Origin of the sequence: Spiroplasma endosymbiont of Andrena trimmerana (assembly GCF_964019575.1) — a bacterium.
Classification (GTDB): Bacteria; Bacillota_I; Bacilli_A; order Mycoplasmatales; family VBWQ01; genus Spiroplasma_E.
Window position 1 is genome coordinate 14,797 of record NZ_OZ026455.1, and the last position, 23,071, is coordinate 37,867.

Below are 23,071 nucleotides of genomic sequence, written 5' to 3' on the forward strand. Positions count from 1 at the left end.
ATGAAAAAAGATAAATGAAAAAATATGCCAAGACAAAAGTTACATAAGAAAAAAGCAAAGCGAAATTTTGAACAAAGATTAAGTGAAAATATGAGTTTTGATAATTTTTTAGGAGGTAAAAAATAATGGTTAAATGAATAGTTGTAATATTGGCTGTGTTTGCTACTTCTTGGTTTTTTAAAGGTACTATTAAAAAGTTAGTTTGAAAATTTAAACATAAAAAACATGATATAGTTGATCCCGATTGTTGATATTGTAAAGAACAAAAACGGAAAGAAAGAGCAAGAAAAGAATTAGAGGAGGGAGGTGATTAAAATGCCCGCAGGTTTAACCGCACTATTAAATATGATTGGAGGTATTGGCCAAAAATTATTAGAATCTTTTAGTTATGTATTTGATTGAGTATTTGCTGGTGATTCAATTATGACAAATTGACCAGTTTTAATCCCAATATTTATGATGGTCTTAGTATTTATTAAAGAATTTATAGGACATATTATTCGTGGATTTAGGTAGAAAAAACTAAAGTTGTTTTTAGGAGGTAATAGTTATGATTAAATTATTTTTTGCAATAATTTTTGTTTTTCCTTTATTAGGTAAACTTTTACCTTCTTTAAATAATATTGTGCAAAATATTTTGCAAAGTTATATTACTGATTTTTCCGGTTTACATAATTTATCTTTGGTTATTAAAAGTTTTATTTTTGGTGATAGTTCACAACAAATAGTTTCTATGCCAGCACCATTGTTAGCAATTATTTTAGTACTTTTTACTTTTTCATTAATTTTAAAATTATTAAAAATAATATAGGAGTAGTTTATTATGGGTGTTGCTTTTATTTCAAAAATTTTAGAATTATTTGCGCAAATTTTTATGAAATTTTGAAATTTGCCAATGGCAGATTTGGGTTTTAATTTGGGGACTTTTGTTGTTTTTATTCTTTTAATAAAGTTTGCTATGTCAGTTTTTTTAAATATTGATATTCAGCCAGTTTTTACATCGGGTACTGTAAAGCAAAGTTATAGAAATATTAAAGGAAGTTCAAAATTTGTTGGAAAGCAAATTGCTAAACAACATGAAAGAAAACGTTTAAGAAATAAGGCTAAGGGTGTTGAAAATAAAAAAGGGAAGTTTGTAGGTGCTTAATTTATGAGTGATTTTGTTAATAGTATATTGCATTTAATTTTTATATTTTCTAGTAATGATATTAGTATATTTTTAAATCAACCAAATATTACTGATGAAGTTTATATTTTGTTTAATTTGACTTTTTGGTTGGTATTAGGTGTATTTTTTAATTTTATTTATCGTAGTATTAAATTTGTTTTTAGGTCATTATTTGGGTAGGTGTTAATTATGAGTGTTTGAGATATTTACAATAAAATACATCAATGTATAGTTGATTATTGAACTATGTTTATAGGTAGTCCAGTTGATGATTTTACTACTATTTTATGAAATTTAGTGGTTTATGGAACTCAGTTTTTTATTGGATTTATTATATTTTATGGTTCATGGTAAATTTTAAAATGTTTATTTGGTAAATAATTATGTGATTTAAGTTTGTTAAATTATTTTTTGTTGTAAATAGTACTGTTCAAGCACCAACTAGTTTAATTGTTTTTAATGCACCTAGTGAAAGTAATTACACTATAACTAGCGATATGGTTAAACCCGTTAAATATAATGATTTTAATGATTGAGCAACTATTCCATGAAACTCTGCTTATTTTGATGTTGGCCAACCAGATTTAAAATTAGTTTCTGCTGTTGTACATAAAACTACTGATACTCCTTATTCAATTCAATTTCATTCTGATGTGGTAGGTAATTTTGATAGACGAGTTAGTGATTTGTCTACAAATTATGATTTTACAGAGCAAGATTTAAACCAGTTATCTCTTATTTTATTTAATCATAATTATATACAAACTGGTAAGTTTAATGAGTTAGTTTTTTGAAATTATAATGTTTCTAATAATTTAAGTTTTAAGTTGACTTTTGAAATTACAAAACCTTTGAGTTTTTATATACAAGGTTTTATGTTTTATATTTCTGCTGAATATTTTAGTTATTTTTCTTCTATTTATACATTTTCATTTTTAGATTATGAGGGTAATATTCGTTATAATTTTAAAGGTGTATTAAATGATAAAGATAGTGTTTATAATTTAGGAAAATATAATTTTGTTACTATGCCGGTTCGTGTTCCAAATTTAAAGCATTTAACAATTGATTTTGATTTATCTTCGTTAACTAATCGTGACGGTTTGCATGTTAAATTTGGTCAGATGAATATTTTTTCTTCCAAAGATATTGTTCCAGTACCACCAAATAGTCCTTTTAACCCTGAGTATGAACGTGTTAGTTGATATGATGTTTTTGGTCATCTGCGTAATGCTTTTAGATGAATACTTTATGGTGTTGTTGGTAAAGTTTTACCAGTTGAACCATTAAGACAATTTCTTTTTACAACAGATAGTTTATTACGACATATTTTTTCAGATACGATTAGTACTGCTTTAAATGTTGATATTGTTAGTGGAATAGAAAATATTATACCTTTATGGTTATTTGTTAGAGCAATTAGTTTAATTATAGGTTAGGAGTTTATTATGGAAAATAAAAGATTGTTTTGATGTGAAATTTTGATTACAGTTGTTGTTTGTTTTTTAACATCATTAGTTACTGCATTATTTTTTAATTTTGATGTAGATAAATTAAAATTATTTTATGAAAATTCTGGTTTTGATGTTCAATTTTTATTGTTTATTTTTAATTTTATTTTTTCTTTTGTTTTTGGTTCATATTTTATGAAATTTTGTTTTTGAATTAAAAGTAAGTTTAAAAATAAAAATAAGGTGGTTAAATAATGCCTTGATATGGTTACGTGTTATTGGTTATAGGTTTGATTATGATTATTTATCCAATTCTTATAACTATTCGTAATGTTAAAATTTTAAAACGTGTAGGTAGTTATATTATTTCAGCGCCACCACGCACTGGTAAATCTGCTCTTGCTTGTTGTTTAGCACAAACTCATAAAAAACGAGTAGTTAGTCCTTTTCCTATTAAATTAAAAAATGGTTATTCTTATTTGGTTAATTATAACGATGTTTTTACTTTTAATCAGTTAGCAAGTAATTATGCTTTTGAGGAACAAGATTTAATAATTTTAGATGAATTAGCATTAAAAATAAATTCTAATGATTTAGGAGTACAGTTTAAAAATCAACAAGAAAGTTTAGGACAATTTTGTAAGTTAATAGGTCACATGTTTAATGGTACAATGTATTTGATTGAACAACACCCTAATAGAATACCAGTACAAGCAAGAGAAAAAGTAGAGTATGTTGTGCAAGTTAAAAGAATGCGTTTTTTGGGCTTTGTTGTTATATTTAATCTTAATTTATATACTAATATTGAGGATTATAATAAAGTAGTGTTTTCACGTCGTAGAACAAAGAAAATGATTAAAAAAGGCATAATGCCTCCAAGTTATAGCGGTGAAGCAATGGCTATGACTTTATTTTTTCCTAGACATTGGTTGAAAAGGTATAATTCTAGGGCTTTACATTATGTGCATGAACTTAAAAGTGAATTGTCACCTAAGAAATACCTTAAAGAAGCAAGTAGTATCGATATGACTTATACTGATATTAAGTCTGCTGGTTTGGATAAATTGGATAATATTTTAAAGAAAAAAGATAAACTTAAAAATAAAGATAAATAAAAATGATTATAGTCCCAGTGAACCTACTGGGACTATAATTTGGGTGAGCCACGTAGTGGCGAGGGACGAAGTCCCTATATACTTGAAGAAAAGTGAAAGGAGAAGGAAAATATGACAGCAAAAAAACCTACTGTTTTTAATATTTTTATGAAAACTACATTGCCAAAAGTTAAAGCAGAACACCCAGAATTAAAACATACTGAGGCTTTTGGAAAAGCAGCAGCATTATGAGCTAATGCTGAAGAAAATCCTAAAAACAAATAGATAAACAGATAATTCCTTAAAAGAGTCAGATTTAAAATCTGACTCTTTTAAATATAAAAAAATATTGAAATTTTAAAAAAACACTAAAATTGCTATACAAATCAACAATGATAAAGTATAATCAAAATACTTACCTAGTAGGGTTATAGAGAAAGGTAACTTTTTTTATATTTTTGATAAACTTCATTTATTTTGACTTGTAGATGGTTTATCAATATCTTCTAAATTAATTGTTTCTCAATCATTATTTTCTCTTTCTTTTACTAATAGAGAAAGTTTGTTCTTATAATCATCAATTATCAGTTGATTAATTCTAATCAACTTTTCATCAGGGTTTGGTTCAACATTATTTTTTTCTTCTATAATACGTATCATTTCCTGTAAAATAGATATCTTTTGATCAAGCTCTGCTCTTTTTTCTTCATTTTGTCTAGCCATTTAAATTTCCCCTTTCAAAAAAATAAAGTACTTTTTTATTTATTATTAATTTATATATGCTGAGTTATACTTGTAAGTGCAAGTAAATAAAATTGCAAAAAATTCTCATATAAAAATTTCATAATGCTAAATTTAGTTTAGAAAAAAGTAAGGAGTTTTTATATGAGTTATAAACATCTTGGCATAGATGAAAGAATTTATATTGAGAATCAATTGAAATTTAAATTTAAAATTAGTGAAATAGCTAAAAATCTTAATCGAAGTATTAGTACTATTATTCGAGAAATTAATAGAAATAAAGATAATAATCATTATTTTTCATTAATTGCACAAAATAAAGCTGAAAATCGAAAACAATCACATATTAGTTTTCATAAGTTTAAAAATAAGAATTTAGTAAAATATGTACAACAAAAATTACTATTAGGTTGATCACCTGAACAAATTTATGGCAGAATTAAAAATTTTCATAAAGAATGAGTTATTAGTTTTAAAACAATTTATACTTGAATTTATTTTGGAATGCTTGATAAAGTTACTAGTAAAAATTTAAGAAGAAAAGGTAAAAAACGAAAATCTAAAGAAAATCGTGGCAAGTTTAATGGTAAATCAATTAAAGAACGAGATATAAATGTTAATGATCGTATAACACTTGGTCATTGAGAAGGAGATACTATAGTATCATCACGAGGTAAAAGCAAATCATGTTTAATAACTTTAGTTGAAAGAGTATCACGATTTACTTTAGCAATATTAGTTAAAAACAGAACTACTAAAGTTATTAATAAAAATGTCAGTTATTATTTATCAATTCTTCCTAAAAACATTGTTAAAACTATTACTTTTGATCGTGGCAAAGAATTTTCAAATTGACAACAACTTGAAAAAAATTTAGATGTAAAAATTTATTTTGCCAATCCATATTCACCTTGACAAAGAGGTACTAATGAAAATACTAATGGTTTAATTAGAGAAAAATTTCCTAAAAAATTTATTTTTTCAAAAACTAATAAAAATGAAGTTCATAAATTTATATTGTCTTTAAATCAAAAACCGAGAAAAATACTAAATTATCTTTCACCAATCGAATATTTGGATAGAAAAATAATTTAGTTGCACTTACCTTTACAATTTAGCATATTATCTAATATTTATATTTTCTTCATTTAAAAATTAATGAATTTCCAACAACAGTTATATCAGAAAGAGCCATCGCAATTGCAGCCAACGGTGGAATAATAAATCCGGCAGCAGCTAATGGAATAATGATAATATTATAACTAAATGCTCAAATAAAATTCATTCAAATATTATTTTTAGTTTTTTTAGTTAAAACAATAGCCTTATAAATAATACTAATATCATTATCAAGAATAGTAATATCACCAATTTTTTTAGCAATATCACTACCAGAGCCCATTGCAATTGCTAAATCAGATTGTTCTAAGGCAATAACATCATTAATACCATCACCAACAAACGCTACTTTTTTCCCTTTTGCTTGTAAATCAGCAACAATTTGTGATTTACCTTGTGGTGTAACATTAGCAAAGTATGTTTCTATCCCAACGCGATTAGCAATAGCAAGTGTTTGTGATTCATTATCACCACTAATTAAAATAACCTCAATTCCCTGTTTTTTAACTTTTTCAATTGTTAATAATGCATTTGTTTGTAATTCATCTTCTAAAATAAAAATATTAGTAACAACTTTATTAATTGCCAATGCCAATACTTTCTGGCTAGGAGTAACTGTTTCAAAATCAAATGTTTTTAGAAATGGACTAAATGGCATTTTTGCTTTTTGTAAATTTTCAAGTGATGAAATTTGTAATTCTTCAGTTTGATATTTTGCTTTAATACCAAAACCAATTTGTTCTTTAACTTCGGTAATTGTCAATGATTGTCCAACATTATTAGTATTAGCATATAAAGAAAAAGCTAAAGCCAAAGGATGTGTTGAATGTTTTTCCATAGCAATTGCCTTATTAACATGTTTTTCTTGACCATAAATTTTAGTAATAACCAAATTACCAGTAGTTAATGTTCCTGTTTTATCAAAACAAATGGTATCAATCTTAGTAATTTTTTCAAAAGCACTAGCCTTATTATAAATAATTCCTATTTTTGCTGCTTTATTAATTCCAACAGCAACTGCTAATGGTGTTGCAATCCCTAATGCACAAGGACAAGCAATTATTAAAGTTGCAATTGCAATTTCTAATGATTCTTGCACACCATTACCTACTGCAAAATAACGAATAAGAAAAACTAAAATGGCAATTAAAATAACAGTTGGTGTAAATCACCCAGAAATTTTATCAGCCAATTTTTGTAATTTTGGTTTCTGAGATTGTGCATCTTCAACTGCCTTAATAATACTTGCTAATACTGTGTCTTTACCAATTTTAGTTGCTTTCATTCTAAAACTATCACCAACATTATTAGTTCCACCAATTAAATTTTGGTTAACTTGTTTCGTAATAACTTGCGATTCACCAGTTAACATTGATTCATTAATAAATGCTTCTTCACTAATTAATTGACCATCAGTAGGAATATTTTCACCTTTTCGAATAATTAAAATATCATTTAATTGTACATCTTCAATATTAATAAAAGTTTCTGTTTTGGTATTATAATCATATTTTAAGATTGATTTTGGCTTTAATGACATTAAACTTTCTAAGCCACTAGTAGCCCTTTTCTGTGCAACAGCACTAATTAAATCACCAAGTAAAACAATCATAATAATTGAAGCACTAACTTCAAAATATAAGTGTTCGGTTTTATTAATTATCATTAAATAAATAGAAAAAATAAATGCCGTTGTTGTTCCTAGTACTACTAAAGTATGCATACCGGGTCATTTTTGTTTAATTAATTCTCGATAAATACCAATATAAAATTTACGACCAAAATAAAATTGAATTGGAAGTGCTAGTGCAAGTTGGACATAAGGATTACGTAAACTATCAAAAAATGAAGTATTAGGTATCATAATTAATAATAATGGTAGTAACAATATTCAACCAATAATAAGTTCAATTAAATCACGTAATTTAACATTATGTTGATGATTATGATGTTGTTCTGACATATGAGATTGATGTTGTTCACTACTATGACTATGACTACTATGATCATCTGTAATATCTTTCATATCAACTTGGTGACTCGTTTTTATATCTTTAATCTCAGTTTCAAACTTACAAATTTCATATCCTAAATGATGCATTGCTTTTTTAATTTTTTTTTCATTTCAAAACTTAGGATCATAACTAAATTGTGCTTTTTTAGTAGCAAAATTGATACTAACAGTAATACCATCTTCTTTGGTAAAATGTCTTTCGATGACACTAGCACAAGAGGTACATGAAACATCTGACAGTACTGCTCTACTAATAACAAAATTATCATTTATATCACTTGTATTATTCATATTAACTTCATCTCCTCAAATTTTAATATTTTAATCTTTTTTATTATTTTTTAACACACAATATATACAAAAATAAATTATACACATTTTAATGTTAAAAAATATTAAAAACACTAAATCCCCAATCATGTTATTGGGGATTTATTACCTTAAAAAGTAATATACTTATATTATAACATAGACTATCTTAAATCTAAAAATTAATTATAAACTGGCCATTTTCTTTGATTCTATTTTTACTTCAATTTGTGAATCTATATTATTTATAGCGGTTTTTTTATCTGCAAACTTATCATTGTCAACTTCAATTTGTCTTCTTTGTTTTTCATCAAATTTTTTTGCTGCATCTATGCCAAAAGTAATAGCACCAACAGCAGCACCAACAGGAATACAAACAGGTAATATTACAGCATTGGCAATCCCACCAACAGCACCAGCACTAGCAGCAGCAGTTATTATATCAGTTTTTAATTGTTCTTCAGAACGGTCACTAACACCACCCGCAACAATAGCAGTAACTAAAGCGCTTATTTGAGCAATAGGATTAATATACAAAGCACCAACAGCAGCACCTTTAGTCACTTTTATAATTTTTGCGGTTGTTCGATGTTTTGTTTTAAATTTTTTTCATTTTGTAGGTTTTTGTTCTACATTTTCTTCTGATTTTGCTTCAAGATTTTGTAAAATTTCATTTTTTATAGGCATTTCTTTTAATCTTCCTTTCAAATAAAAACTCATTTATTTTTATCAAAATAATGAGTTAAAAACTTATATTAAGTTTAATTATTATTATATTCTTTTCTATACTGAATATTGATATTTTTAATAATTGCAAACTATCATATACAATTTATAGATATACTGGTTTATAATCAATATAAATAAAAAATAGATAAGAATATATACATATTAAACAACTTTTATCTTTTTTATAGCAACAAATATTATACTATTAAGTTTCTACTTCAACTTCATCAGTATTAACATCATCTGTTAATTTACTAATTACTAAATCAATTCCTTGTTTACTAATACTAGAAAATAAAATAATAGGAGTATTAGTGCTAAGTTTTAAAGTTGATAATATTAATTTTTTATTTTTTACTAATTGACTATTTTTCACTTTATCAACTTTAGTAGCAATTAAATGAATTTTTAAATGATAATGTTGTAAATATTCCAACATATCAATATCATCTTTACTGGGTGCATGTCTTAAATCTAATAATAAAAAAACTGCTTTTAAATTTTTTCGTGACTGAAAATATTCATCCATCATTGTCGCAAATTGGATTTTTTTTTCATTTGATACTTTAGCAAAACCATAGCCAGGAACATCAACAAAGCGACAAATATTATTATTAATTGTAAAAAAATTTAGCATTTGTGTTTTACCAGGTGTTTGTGAAACTCTAGCTAACTTACCATTATTACAAATTGTATTTAAAAATGTTGATTTACCAACATTACTGCGACCAACAAAACAAAATTCAGGAATTTCATCCTGCGGCCATTGTTCTTCTTTAATAGCACTAGTTAAAAATTGTGCTTGCTTAATTCGTTCCATTTTTTACCTCTTATTCAAAAATATATTATAGTCAATAGTTAAAATTTAAACTAATTATTATTTATTATTTTAATTTTTATTAATATTAATAAAATTAGTAAAATGAATATTATCTAATGGTCATATACCAAAACCAAAAAATAATGCAGCCAACTCCTATTATTTTAATTATTAAAGTAACACGTAACATTAATTAATAATAACATGCTGAGTTATACTTGTAAGTGCAAGTAAATAAAATTGCAAAAAATTCTCATATAAAAATTTCATAATGCTAAATTTAGTTTAGAAAAAAGTAAGGAGTTTTTATATGAGTTATAAACATCTTGGCATAGATGAAAGAATTTATATTGAGAATCAATTGAAATTTAAATTTAAAATTAGTGAAATAGCTAAAAATCTTAATCGAAGTATTAGTACTATTATTCGAGAAATTAATAGAAATAAAGATAATAATCATTATTTTTCATTAATTGCACAAAATAAAGCTGAAAATCGAAAACAATCACATATTAGTTTTCATAAGTTTAAAAATAAGAATTTAGTAAAATATGTACAACAAAAATTACTATTAGGTTGATCACCTGAACAAATTTATGGCAGAATTAAAAATTTTCATAAAGAATGAGTTATTAGTTTTAAAACAATTTATACTTGAATTTATTTTGGAATGCTTGATAAAGTTACTAGTAAAAATTTAAGAAGAAAAGGTAAAAAACGAAAATCTAAAGAAAATCGTGGCAAGTTTAATGGTAAATCAATTAAAGAACGAGATATAAATGTTAATGATCGTATAACACTTGGTCATTGAGAAGGAGATACTATAGTATCATCACGAGGTAAAAGCAAATCATGTTTAATAACTTTAGTTGAAAGAGTATCACGATTTACTTTAGCAATATTAGTTAAAAACAGAACTACTAAAGTTATTAATAAAAATGTCAGTTATTATTTATCAATTCTTCCTAAAAACATTGTTAAAACTATTACTTTTGATCGTGGCAAAGAATTTTCAAATTGACAACAACTTGAAAAAAATTTAGATGTAAAAATTTATTTTGCCAATCCATATTCACCTTGACAAAGAGGTACTAATGAAAATACTAATGGTTTAATTAGAGAAAAATTTCCTAAAAAATTTATTTTTTCAAAAACTAATAAAAATGAAGTTCATAAATTTATATTGTCTTTAAATCAAAAACCGAGAAAAATACTAAATTATCTTTCACCAATCGAATATTTGGATAGAAAAATAATTTAGTTGCACTTACCTTTACAATTTAGCACATAAAATAAATTTGAATATTTTATAGTAATCATCTTTTTCCTAAAATTATATAAATGCTGAGTTATACTTGTAAGTGCAAGTAAATAAAATTGCAAAAAATTCTCATATAAAAATTTCATAATGCTAAATTTAGTTTAGAAAAAAGTAAGGAGTTTTTATATGAGTTATAAACATCTTGGCATAGATGAAAGAATTTATATTGAGAATCAATTGAAATTTAAATTTAAAATTAGTGAAATAGCTAAAAATCTTAATCGAAGTATTAGTACTATTATTCGAGAAATTAATAGAAATAAAGATAATAATCATTATTTTTCATTAATTGCACAAAATAAAGCTGAAAATCGAAAACAATCACATATTAGTTTTCATAAGTTTAAAAATAAGAATTTAGTAAAATATGTACAACAAAAATTACTATTAGGTTGATCACCTGAACAAATTTATGGCAGAATTAAAAATTTTCATAAAGAATGAGTTATTAGTTTTAAAACAATTTATACTTGAATTTATTTTGGAATGCTTGATAAAGTTACTAGTAAAAATTTAAGAAGAAAAGGTAAAAAACGAAAATCTAAAGAAAATCGTGGCAAGTTTAATGGTAAATCAATTAAAGAACGAGATATAAATGTTAATGATCGTATAACACTTGGTCATTGAGAAGGAGATACTATAGTATCATCACGAGGTAAAAGCAAATCATGTTTAATAACTTTAGTTGAAAGAGTATCACGATTTACTTTAGCAATATTAGTTAAAAACAGAACTACTAAAGTTATTAATAAAAATGTCAGTTATTATTTATCAATTCTTCCTAAAAACATTGTTAAAACTATTACTTTTGATCGTGGCAAAGAATTTTCAAATTGACAACAACTTGAAAAAAATTTAGATGTAAAAATTTATTTTGCCAATCCATATTCACCTTGACAAAGAGGTACTAATGAAAATACTAATGGTTTAATTAGAGAAAAATTTCCTAAAAAATTTATTTTTTCAAAAACTAATAAAAATGAAGTTCATAAATTTATATTGTCTTTAAATCAAAAACCGAGAAAAATACTAAATTATCTTTCACCAATCGAATATTTGGATAGAAAAATAATTTAGTTGCACTTACCTTTACAATTTAGCAAATTAAAAAAAGTTAACTTTTTAAAGAGAAACATGTTAAAATGTCAAAGGATAAAGGAGAGTGATATCATGACTGACAGCGATTCCATTTATAATAATAAAAACAATACTAATTTAAAAATTAGTAATTTTAAAAGTGTACTTTTAAATAAAGATTCAGTCAAATATTCTCCTAGTATTTTTACTAAAAAAATATTTTTTTACCGTGTTAATAAATTTCTAAATCCTTATTTAAAAGTCTTAAAATAAGAAAAATAAGGAGGTAAAGAAATTATGAAGATTTTTTTAAACAAAATTTATTTTAAATTACAATTTAGTTTTAAAAAACCATTAGTTTACACAAATGGTGATTATATTAAACAAATTGCACAATTTAACCAAAAACAATTACTAAAAAATTTAGATTTACATAATTTTGGTCTTAAAACAGACCAAATTGAAATAAGAAGAAAAAAATATGGTATTAATACTTTAAAAAATACAAAATTTAATTGAATTTTAGAATTTTTAAAAGCATATTTTGGACCATTCAATATAATTAATAGTATAGGTATCACAAAATAAACGCCTTTAATTTAGGTATTATTTTGAGTTTAAAAGCATACTGTCAATATCGAGTGAAAATTTCCCAAAAATATTTATCAAAAAAAATAAAAAAGAAGTAAAATTTAACAAATAAAAGTTGCTTTGTTTTGAAAGTAAATATTTTTATATTTACTTTCAAAGGAGAACAAAATTATGAAATATTTTAGTCCAAGTTATTGATTTAAATTGTGAGTATTAACTGCTCCACTTTTAAATAATAAAATACAAGGTATTAATGGTAAGTCAATTGATAATTCAAATATTAAAAATTGAGTTAGAAAAAATACGACTAGTTTAGATTTAGTAAATCAACAATTAAATTTTGCAAGTAATAATCAAACAGATTTTATTATTAACAACCCAACAACAAATAGCAAAATAAATATGAATAAACATCGTCATGAAAAACACAGAAATCGATTAAAAAGAACATTAAATGGTAAAAACGAAATAAGGGGTAGTTGAGGTAAAGTAACTTGTTCATTTACACCAAAAACTTTTGAAGGAATAATAGCTGATTATCATTATTGAAAAGATAATCCTGCATGAGAACTTGGCGAAAAATTTAAAGAGGATATGATGCAACGATATAATTCTAATGATATTTCAATTACTGCAATTTTTCCATGAACATGAAAAGAAATACAACAAGTAGGTAAAACAATTTGAGATAATTTTTCAAAAATTGAAAAAGTATATACAGATAGTTCTAGAAAAGAACGTATAGAAATTGTACTTTATGAAAAACCATTTAATTGATTTGATTTTGAATCAGTAAGAATAATAACAGAAGATGAGAAATATTATCCAAATAATCGTCTTGATAATTTAGAAAATGATTTTCCAGATTGAAATGCTAAATTGTAAAGGTAAGTGCAACTAAATTATTTTTCTATCCAAATATTCGATTGGTGAAAGATAATTTAGTATTTTTCTCGGTTTTTGATTTAAAGACAATATAAATTTATGAACTTCATTTTTATTAGTTTTTGAAAAAATAAATTTTTTAGGAAATTTTTCTCTAATTAAACCATTAGTATTTTCATTAGTACCTCTTTGTCAAGGTGAATATGGATTGGCAAAATAAATTTTTACATCTAAATTTTTTTCAAGTTGTTGTCAATTTGAAAATTCTTTGCCACGATCAAAAGTAATAGTTTTAACAATGTTTTTAGGAAGAATTGATAAATAATAACTGACATTTTTATTAATAACTTTAGTAGTTCTGTTTTTAACTAATATTGCTAAAGTAAATCGTGATACTCTTTCAACTAAAGTTATTAAACATGATTTGCTTTTACCTCGTGATGATACTATAGTATCTCCTTCTCAATGACCAAGTGTTATACGATCATTAACATTTATATCTCGTTCTTTAATTGATTTACCATTAAACTTGCCACGATTTTCTTTAGATTTTCGTTTTTTACCTTTTCTTCTTAAATTTTTACTAGTAACTTTATCAAGCATTCCAAAATAAATTCAAGTATAAATTGTTTTAAAACTAATAACTCATTCTTTATGAAAATTTTTAATTCTGCCATAAATTTGTTCAGGTGATCAACCTAATAGTAATTTTTGTTGTACATATTTTACTAAATTCTTATTTTTAAACTTATGAAAACTAATATGTGATTGTTTTCGATTTTCAGCTTTATTTTGTGCAATTAATGAAAAATAATGATTATTATCTTTATTTCTATTAATTTCTCGAATAATAGTACTAATACTTCGATTAAGATTTTTAGCTATTTCACTAATTTTAAATTTAAATTTCAATTGATTCTCAATATAAATTCTTTCATCTATGCCAAGATGTTTATAACTCATATAAAAACTCCTTACTTTTTTCTAAACTAAATTTAGCATTATGAAATTTTTATATGAGAATTTTTTGCAATTTTATTTACTTGCACTTACAAGTATAACTCAGCATTCATAAATTATTCACCTCCTTTATAAACTCATGTGATTATAATCTCAATTTAATGAAGCATTATCATGATTTAATGGTACTTCGCTCATATTATCACTACCATATTGACTAGTTGTTTCACTATTAATTGTGAATCTATTATCATTAATTAATCTTGCAGTTTCATTATTAAATGGTGTTTCTTGCATTTCTTCAATATGATTTGTAGTTTCCATAGGTAGTAAATTATGGATTATTTCACTTGCACCAGCAATAATAATAGGTACTGCATAAGCATTATTAAAATCATTATTAATTCCCATTGCTACACCACTTGATATTAAACATCCACCAGTTGCCATATTACAAATCTTTCTTATTGTTTCAAATTTATTAGGTATTAACTCAGTTAATCCACTAATAAGATTTGAAATACCATAAGCATTTAATGAAATATAAGTATCTCAATCCATTAATGACTGATGTTCTTGTTTATTTAATAATAATCATGGAGGACCCTCAGTTGTAGTTGTAGTAGTTATTGGACTTGGTGATGTTGGAATAATAGGATTAATATTATTTTCTATTCATTTACTATAATTTGCTAAACCAATTGTTCCTAAACCTAATAATATTTTTTTAGAACTATTAATTAATTTACTTTTAGTATTTGGTCTTTGATTTAAATTTCATATATCTAAACCTAATTTTTTACCAAATAATAAACTATTAATTGAACCTAATACTGGATTTGCAATTACTTGACCATAATAAGCACTTGTACCAATCATTGCACAAATTGGACTTATTCCAGTTCTAATTAATTTAGTTAAAGTATAATTTGATTGATTTTCTATACTTGGCATTTTATTCTCCTTTAATTTTCTAATTTTTTAACTGTTACTTTAATTCAACCTTGATAAACATCATTATCACCAACTATTAATGCAACATTACTTTCTGGGTCAGAAACAATTATATGTTTTGATTTAACATTTGGGTATTGTCTTAAAATAATTGCTCTAATATCATTACTTGTATGAATTGCTTTTGGAAATGGTGATAATATTTCAATTTCATCTTTATTTTCAAACAAAGTAGGTAATATTATCATTAGTCAAATTCACCTTTTTCTATTTTTTCAATTAATAAATTTAAAATATTTTTGTCCAAATCAGAGTTTGTATAATTAATTTTTTTAGTTCATTTAATTATATCTTTCATATATTTAAGTAATTTTTCTTTATTCATTATTTATTCTCCTTATTTAAATAATATCAACCAATTAATAAACTATCTGCTTCATCATGATTTGATATTTTTATATTTCAATTATTTTCTTTAATAATTTCTTCAGCAACATATATACTTAGTTCTTTATCTCAAGGTCTTAATCAAAAAATAGGTGGGTCATAACGTTCATATCATTTCTTTCATTCACTTGGACTTATTAACATATCTTTTGTTAATAATTTATTAAATTGTCCTGCAATAAAACCACGTAAATGTTCTTGAGTTTCATAACCAATACCATTTTTTGAATTAAAAGTACCACGTTCAATAATTAAATCCAATTCATTATCATTAACTTTTATATCTCAATAAAATTTTCTTTGTCCATCATATTCTTTTAAATTATAACTTTTAACAAATATTGGTTTTCAATTTCAAAAATCATATTTATCATGTAAATAAACTTTTTTTCATAAAGTAAATCCAGTATTTTTAATACTTGGGTCAATTGAAAGTAAATAATTAGTCATTATCAAATCACCGGTCTTTAATTCTGGTTTTAATTGGTTTATAAACTTCTTCATAATATCCGTTTAAGCGATATGTGTTTTTAAGATATTGCATAAATCTTTCTTTATTAATACAATTTTTATGTCTTGATTTATTAATTTCATCAACTTTATTTCTATGTTCTTTATCACCTTGATAACAATGTTCACATACATTTTCTCAGCAGTTTTTTTCACAAGTAAATAAATCATGTTTTTTATCACATACACAACAATCTTCACAACATACTTCTTTATTCATTATTTATTCTCCTTTCTATTATTTCTTTCTTGCTTTATTAATAAATTTATTCAAATAATTTGATTATCACCATCACCTAATTTTTTTAAAAGATATTCATATCTTTTCTTAAAATCTTCACTATCAATATCTCTCAATATCTCTATCTTGGTAAATTATTTTTTTCAATTTTTTTATTTTATACAAGGTTTTTGGAGAATATATTTCTCCATGCATGCAAAGAAAACATTTCATTATTTATTCTCCTTATTTTCAATTTGATTAGCAATTTCACTTAATATTTTTAATACTTTATATTCATTTTTTAATTCTTTAATAATAAATATTAAAAATATTATTAGTGTTATACTTGTTATTAATATTGGTGCTATTAATAAAATTTCTCATCATATCATTTTTTACTCTTTTCATTTTTTAAATCATTTAACATTAATTGAACAAAATACACGATTTTTAGGAATGTTTAAAGTATTAAAAATTTGACCAGTTACAATAATTTCATCGTTTTTGTTTAATAAAATACATCGGTTATAAAATTTTGGATTATTAAAAATTAAAGTAACATAGTTTAAACCATTTCATTGACCACGAACACTATAATATAATTCTTTATTACCTTTTTCGTAATATTTTGCTTCAATAGTGTTACTTAGTTTTACTGTTAATTTGACATAATTGGCTTTATCTTTCATTTTTATAATTCCTTAAATAGTATTGAATGTGTTTATATGCATCTTGTTCATGTTTTGTTAATTTTATATTTCCTTTATAATTTGTTATTTTATTTTTATTTTTTGGTTGGTTTTCTAGATAATCTCAGTTGAAAACATCTTGTACTAATACCATTAATGAACCAATAATTTTAGGAGTTGCTAATGGATTAGTTAATAATTGTTTTGAACTTAAAAAGAAATTTTCTACAATAACTAATATTTTGTTTTCAAAAAATTGTTCTTTGATTATTGATAATATTCTTTTATAACGATTTTTACTTTCAAAAACATGTGTTGTGTTGAATGTTTCTGTATAAATAATCCTATTTGTTTCATTTGAATATATAACAATTCCATTATTACCAATACCAGCGGGGTCAATCCCAATAATTAAGTCATATTGCATTATTAATCAAATTCACCATTTTTAATTTTTTGATTTAATTGAGATATAAGATTTAATCTTCCATTAAAACAACTTTTTCAAAGTTTAGTTACTTTTTCATCGTCTCTCATTTCTTTATTTCATTCTCATTCATCTTTAAGATATTCAAGTATTTTTTCTTTATTCATATTTATACCTCCTACTTAACCTAATATTTAAAATACAGTCATAACAAATTGCTTTACTATTTTTATCTCTTAAAAAATATTTTCTTGTTTTTATATCATTAGTATTAAAGAATAAATAATCTAATTTATTTTGTTTACATGTTCAACAAAAATACTTTTTCATTATGAGTTGAAATTTCCTTATAAGAAGTAACTATATAATTAATTGGTAAATCATCATGTTTATATGGATTATTTATTTTAAAACCTTTTCTGTTTTCTTCTCACGTAATGTTATATTTAAAACAAGGATTAGTAATTTTAGTTTTGTTATCTGTTATTTCACCCATAAATCAACTATTATGCTGTTCATAAAATGTTAATTGTTCAAGTTTTATATCATTAAGATAATATTCTTTTGGAGCAGTTGGTTTATTAACAGTTATTTTTTGGTCTTTAATATATGGTTCTAATAACTTTATTAATTCATTACCACTTAATTCTTTTTTAATATTTTCTAAATTAAAAACTCAATATGAGTAACTGTTATCAACAATAAAAGAATTATTTTTAATCATTCATTTTGGAAGATATAATTTATATTCAACATAATCAATAAGAATAGATTGTGGTTTATCTTTAACAATTTGTTCTTTTTTAAATTCTATTTGCATAATAATCCTTTCCTAATATGTTCTGTTGCTTCTAGCATAAAGAACATATATTTTTATAGATTATTAATAATTCTTACTACTATTTGTTTTATTCATTCCAGCAATTCTGGGCTCAAAAATAAATTGTGAAATTTTAAAAAACATTGAGGCATTCGATTCAATATTTATTTAATTTGCGTTTAGCAAATTAATATTTTAATTGAACCGGTCCCGCTCAATTTTTTTTACAAGTTTGAAATTTATTTTCTCGCCCAAAAATTTTTCAAAAAAAATAAAAAATAAAACCAACCTTGCCACTCCCCAGTGAGCAAGTGTTGGTTAAATAAAGAATAGAATTAATACAATGGGTCCCTACAACAGGTCTATATATACTAGTTTCCAATTCGCTCCCACCCCAAGAATTACCATTTCTGGTTAGTATATTTTATTAGGCATCATCCACTTCTTATTTATTCATGCAAGTCCACATGTTCTAGCTACTATTTTTAACAACTGTGTTGTAGTTCACTTTTTTAGTTCCCTAACACTTGTTGATAATAGCGTTAAAGAGGGTTATTAATTATTAACTTTCTCCTACTTGGTCACTGCGTGTAGTAGATATTTAAAGGGTGCTAATAATAAAAAATTTTAAAATTTTACAATTACAAAAAAAGACAAGATTATTTCTTGTCTTTTTCCTTTGAAAATAATTTTTATTTTATCTTATAAATGTATATTTTTTAAAATACGTCGAATATAAATTTAAGGCTAAAAGAGAATTTAATTTGTCTATCATCATTTTGAAATGGTAATATTGAAAAGAATTTATTTATCTAGTAATTCATCTTCCTACTTTTTTGGGAACCTCCCTTAAACTCTTTCTGACTATATACAACTTGATCTTGTCATCCTGCATTACTACCATCAGATCAACAATATCCTACTTTACTATCTTTTAAAAGTAATTTATAACTCCTAATACTAGTATCAATATTGCTTACTGTTTTAGATATACTACTAGTTTGACTATCTTTAAAATTAAAACCAGCAACATGAGCAATTTTAGTAGTTTATGGAACACAGTTTTTTATTGGATTTGTTTTGTTTTAATTACATTTGAGTTAACCATTGAACTAGTTACTAGACTTGTTCCAGTAGTCAAAGTTAGTGCTGTTAATATAGATAAATATTTTTTCATATAAACCCCCTAAGTTTAGATTAACTTTAATTATTTAATTTATTAATTTTGTTAAATAATTAAATAATTAAAGTTAATTTTATTATATTTTTTTAATAAATAAAGTGTTAAAAAATAATAAATAATTTTAAACTATTTCCAATCATTAAAAATATAATTTTAGTAAAAAATAGAAATATAAAAATTAAAAAATAATAATATTTTTTTGTATTTTTTCATGATAAAATTCTAAATAACACAAAAATAAAATTAAAAGAAAAAGGAACAAAACTATGAATAAAAAAACAATATACTATAGTTTATTAATAATTCCTATTTCTTTATTTGTATTATTACTTACTTTATTTTTAACAAATATTTGAAAACCCTCAATTGTTGCTATTATTTTTATTACTATTTTGTTAATAATAGTAGCAATTTTTACATGATATCTTATAAAAAATAGTTATTCACAATTTGATAAAGAACATATCCATAATTTTGAAGATAATTTTAAACAACGATTTTGAAAACTAGAAATAATTGGTTTTATTGCTGATTTTTGTGACACAATTGGTATTGGTTCATTTGCAGTAAGTATTATTTTATTAAAATTAACAAAACAGGTACGTAATGATAAAAAAATTTTAGGAATTATGAATGTTGGTCATAGTATTCCTACTTGTTTAGAAGCAATTATTTTTATTGCTTTAATTCAAGTAGCATGACCAACACTAGTTTCATTAATTTCTGCTGCAACATTAGGTGCCTATTTAGGCGCCATTATCGCAAATAAAATTAAACTTAGTTGATCACAACTATTTATTGGCGTTCTATTATTTATTGTTTCAATTATCATGCTTTTAGGTCAAAAACAAATTGGAATTATGCCAACAGCGGGTAATAATAATAGTCTTGATATTTGATGAAAATATTTGGTTGGTATTAGTATATTCTTTATCCTTGGTGCTTTCATGGCATTAGGCATTGGTATTTATGCTCCAGCAATGGCAACTACTTATTTATTAGGTCTTAACGCTGAATGTGCTTTTCCAATTATGATGGGATCTGCAGCTTTTTTAATGCCAGTTGCTGGTACACGTTTTATTAAAGATAAAAACTATGAAATTAAACCAGCAATTGCTTTCACACTAGGTGGATCAATTGGTGTTATTTGTGCTTACTTAAGTGTATTCTTATTATTACAAAATGGTCTTGGCTTAAATAAAGAACAATTTATTAATATCCTACTATGATTAATTATCGTAATAATTTGATATACATCTTCTTCACTAATAATTACATCAGTAAAAAATTTACGTAATTATAAAAAACAAAAATCACATCAGAAATTAATTATTGACTCTTAAACATAATAAAAGGTTGTTAACTAACAACCTTTTATTATTACTACTTAAATTTTATTATTGCTAAAATCATCAATTCCTTTTTTAATAATATTAAATACTTGCTTTGATAATACATCAGTAGATAATTTAATAAATTCACTTGGTTCAATTGCCTTATGAAAAATAAGATGAATATCTTTTTTGCCTTTATATTTTCGATCAAAAATTTGATAAGAATTAATAATAGTAACAGGAATAATTGGTACATAAGATTGATATGCCATATTAAAAGCACCTGCTTTAAATTCTTGCATTTCTTGTTGATGACTTCTTGTTCCTTCTGGAAAAATCATCATTGTACGCGGAATTCTAATTAATTCCTTTGCTTCTTGAAAAGTCGTAATGGCTGTGCGTGGATTATTACGATCAATAAATAAAACATCAATTAAAAAAATAAATCTTCGTGCCAAATGGCTTTTTTTTAATTCTTCTTTTGCAATAAAACCTAAAGGTGCATATAAACTATAATCATTTACCGATAATACTAATAATGGATCAAAATTTGATTGATGATTGGCAACCATTACACAACCTTTTCTTTTTGGTCAATTTTCAATGTTATGAACGGTTAATTTAATATTATATAATCATTTAATATAACGCACACGTTTTTTCAATCAAATATATCGTTTTGCTTCAGAAACTAAACTTGGGTCTTTTAATACCTTTCTTGTCATTGAACCTGATTTACTATAAGTTTGTAATAAATAAGGTCAAGTTAAAATTGCTTTTCAAATGTTCATTATTATTATTTTTCCTTTCTTTGATACACATTCGCTACAAATTCTGCAAATTCTGTTGTTTTGATTAATTTAAAATCAGAAAAATTACTAACAGGAAATAAAAGATCACCATTATATAAATTTTTAATGACTGAAACATATAAATAATCAGCATAATCTCATGCCTGCTTATAAATTTCAGCACCACCAATAATACAAATATCTCTTTTTTTATTACCTTGATATTGTTTTAAATATGAAATAATATCATTTGTGAAAGTAATATTATTATCATTTAGAAATTGTTGATAACGTTCTTGATGATTAGTAACAACTATATTGTAACGATTTTTTAGTGGTTTGCCAATACTTTCAAAAGTTTTTGAACCCATTAATACATTTTTATTTAAAGTAATGCTCTGAAAATATTGCATTTCTTCTTTAATTTTTCAGGGCAATTTATTATTAAAACCAATTACCTTTTCTTTGGTCATTGCTCAAACTAAAATTACCATTATACTGCAACCTGACCTCTAATCAACGGATATGGATCATATTGTTCTAATTTAAAATCTTCAAATTTAAAATTAAATAAATTAGTAATATTTTTATTAATAACTAAAATTGGCAATGATTTTGGTTTTCTACTTAATTGTTCATTAATTTGTGAAAAATGATTACTATAAATATGAGCATCACCTAAAGTATGAATAAATTCTCCTAACTGATAGCCACATATTTGTGCTAACATTATTGTTAATAATGCATAAGAAGCAATATTAAAAGGAACTCCTAAAAAAATATCTGCACTACGTTGATATAATTGACAAGATAATTTTTTATCATCAGAAACGTAAAATTGAATTAAAGTATGACATGGTGGTAGTGCCATATTCTTAATTTCTGCAGGATTTCATGCTGATAAAATGTGTCTTCGTGAAAAAGGATTGTTTTTTAAATTTTCTATTAACTCCTGCAATTGATCAACACCATTAAAATTACGTCATTGTCTACCATAAACAGGTCCTAAATCACCAAATTCAAGAGCAAATTGATGATCAGTTTTAATTTTTTCAACAAATTCTTCTAAAGTTTCATTTTGATATTTTTTACTTTCCATAAATTTCTTATAAGGTCACTCATTTCAAATTCTAACATTATTTTTAACTAAATATTCAATATTAGTATCACCAGCAATAAATCATAATAACTCATGAACAATAGAAGCAAAATGAACTTTTTTTGTAGTTAATATGGGAAAACCTTTTTGTAAATCAAAACGCATTTGATAACCAAAAGTAGAAACAGTACCAGTGCCTGTTCTATCAGCTTTTTTATATCCTTTTTCTAAAACATATTGACATAAATCTAAATATTGTTTCATAATCATTACCTCTTTCATAAATCAAATCAAGTATATAGGGGCTTTGCCCCT

At 24.1% G+C, this 23,071-nt stretch carries 36 protein-coding genes; 17 read left to right on the forward strand and 19 right to left on the reverse strand.

The features are described from left to right. From AACL03_RS00140 to AACL03_RS00190, 11 genes are all read left to right on the forward strand, one after another. Entirely contained in the window at window positions 1-126 is a 126-nt protein-coding gene (locus AACL03_RS00140; RefSeq protein ID WP_338956654.1) for a hypothetical protein, read from the forward strand. Beyond that, complete coding sequence (locus AACL03_RS00145) at window positions 126-314, forward strand: hypothetical protein (RefSeq protein ID WP_338956750.1); 189 nt, start codon at window positions 126-128, stop codon at window positions 312-314. Before AACL03_RS00140 ends, AACL03_RS00145 begins: the two co-directional genes overlap by 1 nt. Window position 315: 1 nt before the next feature. Then, window positions 316-516: a hypothetical protein gene (locus tag AACL03_RS00150; RefSeq protein WP_338956748.1), complete on the forward strand. Its 201-nt coding sequence runs from the start codon at window positions 316-318 to the stop codon at window positions 514-516. Between the two features lie 34 nt (window positions 517-550). Further along, window positions 551-811 carry a hypothetical protein gene (locus AACL03_RS00155; RefSeq protein ID WP_338956747.1) on the forward strand — a complete coding sequence of 87 codons (261 nt, stop codon included), beginning with the start codon at window positions 551-553 and terminating at the stop codon, window positions 809-811. Between the two features lie 12 nt (window positions 812-823). After that, a complete protein-coding gene (locus AACL03_RS00160; RefSeq protein WP_338957437.1) occupies window positions 824-1,147 on the forward strand; it encodes a hypothetical protein in 324 nt (107 codons plus the stop codon). 3 nt (window positions 1,148-1,150) lie between these two features. Next, complete coding sequence (locus tag AACL03_RS00165; RefSeq protein ID WP_338956743.1) at window positions 1,151-1,348, forward strand: hypothetical protein; 198 nt, start codon at window positions 1,151-1,153, stop codon at window positions 1,346-1,348. Between the two features lie 9 nt (window positions 1,349-1,357). Continuing rightward, a complete protein-coding gene (locus AACL03_RS00170; RefSeq protein ID WP_339038654.1) occupies window positions 1,358-1,522 on the forward strand; it encodes a hypothetical protein in 165 nt (54 codons plus the stop codon). 29 nt (window positions 1,523-1,551) lie between these two features. Continuing rightward, on the forward strand, window positions 1,552-2,607 hold the full coding sequence (locus AACL03_RS00175; RefSeq protein WP_338956741.1) for a hypothetical protein: 1,056 nt from the start codon (window positions 1,552-1,554) through the stop codon (window positions 2,605-2,607). Window positions 2,608-2,616: 9 nt separating this feature from the next. Further along, window positions 2,617-2,874, forward strand: coding sequence for a hypothetical protein (locus AACL03_RS00180; RefSeq protein ID WP_338957725.1), 258 nt, complete (start codon window positions 2,617-2,619; stop codon window positions 2,872-2,874). Next, on the forward strand, window positions 2,874-3,734 hold the full coding sequence (locus AACL03_RS00185) for a hypothetical protein (protein ID WP_339038663.1): 861 nt from the start codon (window positions 2,874-2,876) through the stop codon (window positions 3,732-3,734). The genes AACL03_RS00180 and AACL03_RS00185 overlap by 1 nt, the downstream gene beginning before the upstream one ends. A gap of 111 nt (window positions 3,735-3,845) precedes the next feature. Then, the gene (locus AACL03_RS00190; protein ID WP_339038657.1) at window positions 3,846-3,998 is read left to right on the forward strand and encodes a hypothetical protein; all 153 of its coding nucleotides are present in this window, start codon (window positions 3,846-3,848) and stop codon (window positions 3,996-3,998) included. Window positions 3,999-4,163: 165 nt separating this feature from the next. Here the strand turns inward: AACL03_RS00190 and AACL03_RS00195 are convergent, their stop codons facing one another. After that, window positions 4,164-4,436, reverse strand: a complete 273-nt coding sequence (locus tag AACL03_RS00195; protein WP_338959512.1) for a hypothetical protein — start codon at window positions 4,434-4,436, stop codon at window positions 4,164-4,166. 162 nt (window positions 4,437-4,598) lie between these two features. Between AACL03_RS00195 and AACL03_RS00200 the strand changes: the two genes are divergently transcribed. After that, window positions 4,599-5,549 (forward strand): IS30 family transposase, encoded by a 951-nt coding sequence (locus tag AACL03_RS00200; RefSeq protein ID WP_339038665.1) that lies wholly within the window; start codon window positions 4,599-4,601, stop codon window positions 5,547-5,549. A gap of 31 nt (window positions 5,550-5,580) precedes the next feature. Here the strand turns inward: AACL03_RS00200 and AACL03_RS00205 are convergent, their stop codons facing one another. The 3 genes from AACL03_RS00205 to yihA form a co-directional block, all read right to left on the reverse strand. Beyond that, window positions 5,581-7,878 carry a cation-translocating P-type ATPase gene (locus AACL03_RS00205; RefSeq protein WP_339038659.1) on the reverse strand — a complete coding sequence of 766 codons (2,298 nt, stop codon included), beginning with the start codon at window positions 7,876-7,878 and terminating at the stop codon, window positions 5,581-5,583. Between the two features lie 204 nt (window positions 7,879-8,082). Further along, entirely contained in the window at window positions 8,083-8,583 is a 501-nt protein-coding gene (locus AACL03_RS00210) for a hypothetical protein (RefSeq protein WP_339038661.1), read from the reverse strand. A 247-nt stretch (window positions 8,584-8,830) separates the two neighbouring features. Beyond that, window positions 8,831-9,445: a ribosome biogenesis GTP-binding protein YihA/YsxC gene (gene yihA / locus AACL03_RS00215; RefSeq protein WP_338959507.1), complete on the reverse strand. Its 615-nt coding sequence runs from the start codon at window positions 9,443-9,445 to the stop codon at window positions 8,831-8,833. A 310-nt stretch (window positions 9,446-9,755) separates the two neighbouring features. On the opposite strand from yihA, the gene AACL03_RS00220 reads away from it, so the two are divergent. The 4 genes from AACL03_RS00220 (at window position 9,756) to AACL03_RS00235 (ending at window position 13,319) form a co-directional block, all read left to right on the forward strand. Then, window positions 9,756-10,706, forward strand: coding sequence for an IS30 family transposase (locus AACL03_RS00220; RefSeq protein ID WP_339038665.1), 951 nt, complete (start codon window positions 9,756-9,758; stop codon window positions 10,704-10,706). 186 nt (window positions 10,707-10,892) lie between these two features. Beyond that, the gene (locus AACL03_RS00225; RefSeq protein WP_339038665.1) at window positions 10,893-11,843 is read left to right on the forward strand and encodes an IS30 family transposase; all 951 of its coding nucleotides are present in this window, start codon (window positions 10,893-10,895) and stop codon (window positions 11,841-11,843) included. 297 nt (window positions 11,844-12,140) lie between these two features. Next, complete coding sequence (locus AACL03_RS00230) at window positions 12,141-12,431, forward strand: cation-transporting P-type ATPase (protein ID WP_339038647.1); 291 nt, start codon at window positions 12,141-12,143, stop codon at window positions 12,429-12,431. 174 nt (window positions 12,432-12,605) lie between these two features. After that, the gene (locus AACL03_RS00235; RefSeq protein WP_339038667.1) at window positions 12,606-13,319 is read left to right on the forward strand and encodes a hypothetical protein; all 714 of its coding nucleotides are present in this window, start codon (window positions 12,606-12,608) and stop codon (window positions 13,317-13,319) included. Between the two features lie 12 nt (window positions 13,320-13,331). On the opposite strand, the gene AACL03_RS00240 is transcribed toward AACL03_RS00235, so the two are convergent. From AACL03_RS00240 to AACL03_RS00295, 12 genes are all read right to left on the reverse strand, one after another. Then, window positions 13,332-14,282, reverse strand: coding sequence for an IS30 family transposase (locus AACL03_RS00240; protein ID WP_339038665.1), 951 nt, complete (start codon window positions 14,280-14,282; stop codon window positions 13,332-13,334). A 126-nt stretch (window positions 14,283-14,408) separates the two neighbouring features. Beyond that, entirely contained in the window at window positions 14,409-15,233 is an 825-nt protein-coding gene (locus AACL03_RS00245; protein ID WP_339038669.1) for a hypothetical protein, read from the reverse strand. 11 nt (window positions 15,234-15,244) lie between these two features. Beyond that, window positions 15,245-15,481, reverse strand: a complete 237-nt coding sequence (locus tag AACL03_RS00250) for a hypothetical protein (RefSeq protein WP_281748585.1) — start codon at window positions 15,479-15,481, stop codon at window positions 15,245-15,247. Beyond that, window positions 15,481-15,618, reverse strand: coding sequence for a hypothetical protein (locus AACL03_RS00255; RefSeq protein ID WP_339038671.1), 138 nt, complete (start codon window positions 15,616-15,618; stop codon window positions 15,481-15,483). The genes AACL03_RS00250 and AACL03_RS00255 overlap by 1 nt, the downstream gene beginning before the upstream one ends. Then, complete coding sequence (locus AACL03_RS00260) at window positions 15,618-16,130, reverse strand: hypothetical protein (RefSeq protein ID WP_338957560.1); 513 nt, start codon at window positions 16,128-16,130, stop codon at window positions 15,618-15,620. Before AACL03_RS00260 ends, AACL03_RS00255 begins: the two co-directional genes overlap by 1 nt. Beyond that, window positions 16,123-16,410, reverse strand: coding sequence for a hypothetical protein (locus AACL03_RS00265; RefSeq protein WP_338957561.1), 288 nt, complete (start codon window positions 16,408-16,410; stop codon window positions 16,123-16,125). The genes AACL03_RS00260 and AACL03_RS00265 overlap by 8 nt, the downstream gene beginning before the upstream one ends. Next, window positions 16,410-16,547, reverse strand: coding sequence for a hypothetical protein (locus AACL03_RS00270; RefSeq protein ID WP_339038674.1), 138 nt, complete (start codon window positions 16,545-16,547; stop codon window positions 16,410-16,412). Before AACL03_RS00270 ends, AACL03_RS00265 begins: the two co-directional genes overlap by 1 nt. Window positions 16,548-16,643: 96 nt before the next feature. Continuing rightward, window positions 16,644-16,805: a hypothetical protein gene (locus AACL03_RS00275; RefSeq protein WP_338957563.1), complete on the reverse strand. Its 162-nt coding sequence runs from the start codon at window positions 16,803-16,805 to the stop codon at window positions 16,644-16,646. Between the two features lie 3 nt (window positions 16,806-16,808). Continuing rightward, entirely contained in the window at window positions 16,809-17,102 is a 294-nt protein-coding gene (locus AACL03_RS00280; protein WP_338957564.1) for a hypothetical protein, read from the reverse strand. Further along, on the reverse strand, window positions 17,092-17,529 hold the full coding sequence (locus AACL03_RS00285) for a hypothetical protein (protein WP_338957565.1): 438 nt from the start codon (window positions 17,527-17,529) through the stop codon (window positions 17,092-17,094). The genes AACL03_RS00280 and AACL03_RS00285 overlap by 11 nt, the downstream gene beginning before the upstream one ends. A 2-nt stretch (window positions 17,530-17,531) precedes the next feature. Further along, window positions 17,532-17,696 carry a hypothetical protein gene (locus AACL03_RS00290; protein ID WP_338957566.1) on the reverse strand — a complete coding sequence of 55 codons (165 nt, stop codon included), beginning with the start codon at window positions 17,694-17,696 and terminating at the stop codon, window positions 17,532-17,534. 134 nt (window positions 17,697-17,830) lie between these two features. Continuing rightward, the gene (locus AACL03_RS00295; protein WP_339038677.1) at window positions 17,831-18,349 is read right to left on the reverse strand and encodes a hypothetical protein; all 519 of its coding nucleotides are present in this window, start codon (window positions 18,347-18,349) and stop codon (window positions 17,831-17,833) included. A gap of 1,449 nt (window positions 18,350-19,798) precedes the next feature. Between AACL03_RS00295 and AACL03_RS00300 the strand changes: the two genes are divergently transcribed. Further along, window positions 19,799-20,875 (forward strand): sulfite exporter TauE/SafE family protein, encoded by a 1,077-nt coding sequence (locus AACL03_RS00300; protein ID WP_339038679.1) that lies wholly within the window; start codon window positions 19,799-19,801, stop codon window positions 20,873-20,875. A gap of 44 nt (window positions 20,876-20,919) precedes the next feature. Here AACL03_RS00300 and AACL03_RS00305 read toward each other — a convergent pair whose 3' ends face one another. From AACL03_RS00305 to thyA, 3 genes are read right to left on the reverse strand one after another with little or no spacing between them, the layout of a single operon-like run. Then, complete coding sequence (locus AACL03_RS00305) at window positions 20,920-21,657, reverse strand: lysophospholipid acyltransferase family protein (RefSeq protein WP_338959498.1); 738 nt, start codon at window positions 21,655-21,657, stop codon at window positions 20,920-20,922. A gap of 5 nt (window positions 21,658-21,662) precedes the next feature. Then, complete coding sequence (locus AACL03_RS00310) at window positions 21,663-22,151, reverse strand: dihydrofolate reductase (RefSeq protein WP_338959497.1); 489 nt, start codon at window positions 22,149-22,151, stop codon at window positions 21,663-21,665. Continuing rightward, window positions 22,151-23,020 (reverse strand): thymidylate synthase, encoded by an 870-nt coding sequence (thyA, locus tag AACL03_RS00315; protein WP_252320867.1) that lies wholly within the window; start codon window positions 23,018-23,020, stop codon window positions 22,151-22,153. Before thyA ends, AACL03_RS00310 begins: the two co-directional genes overlap by 1 nt. Between the last annotated feature and the right edge of the window lie 51 nt (window positions 23,021-23,071).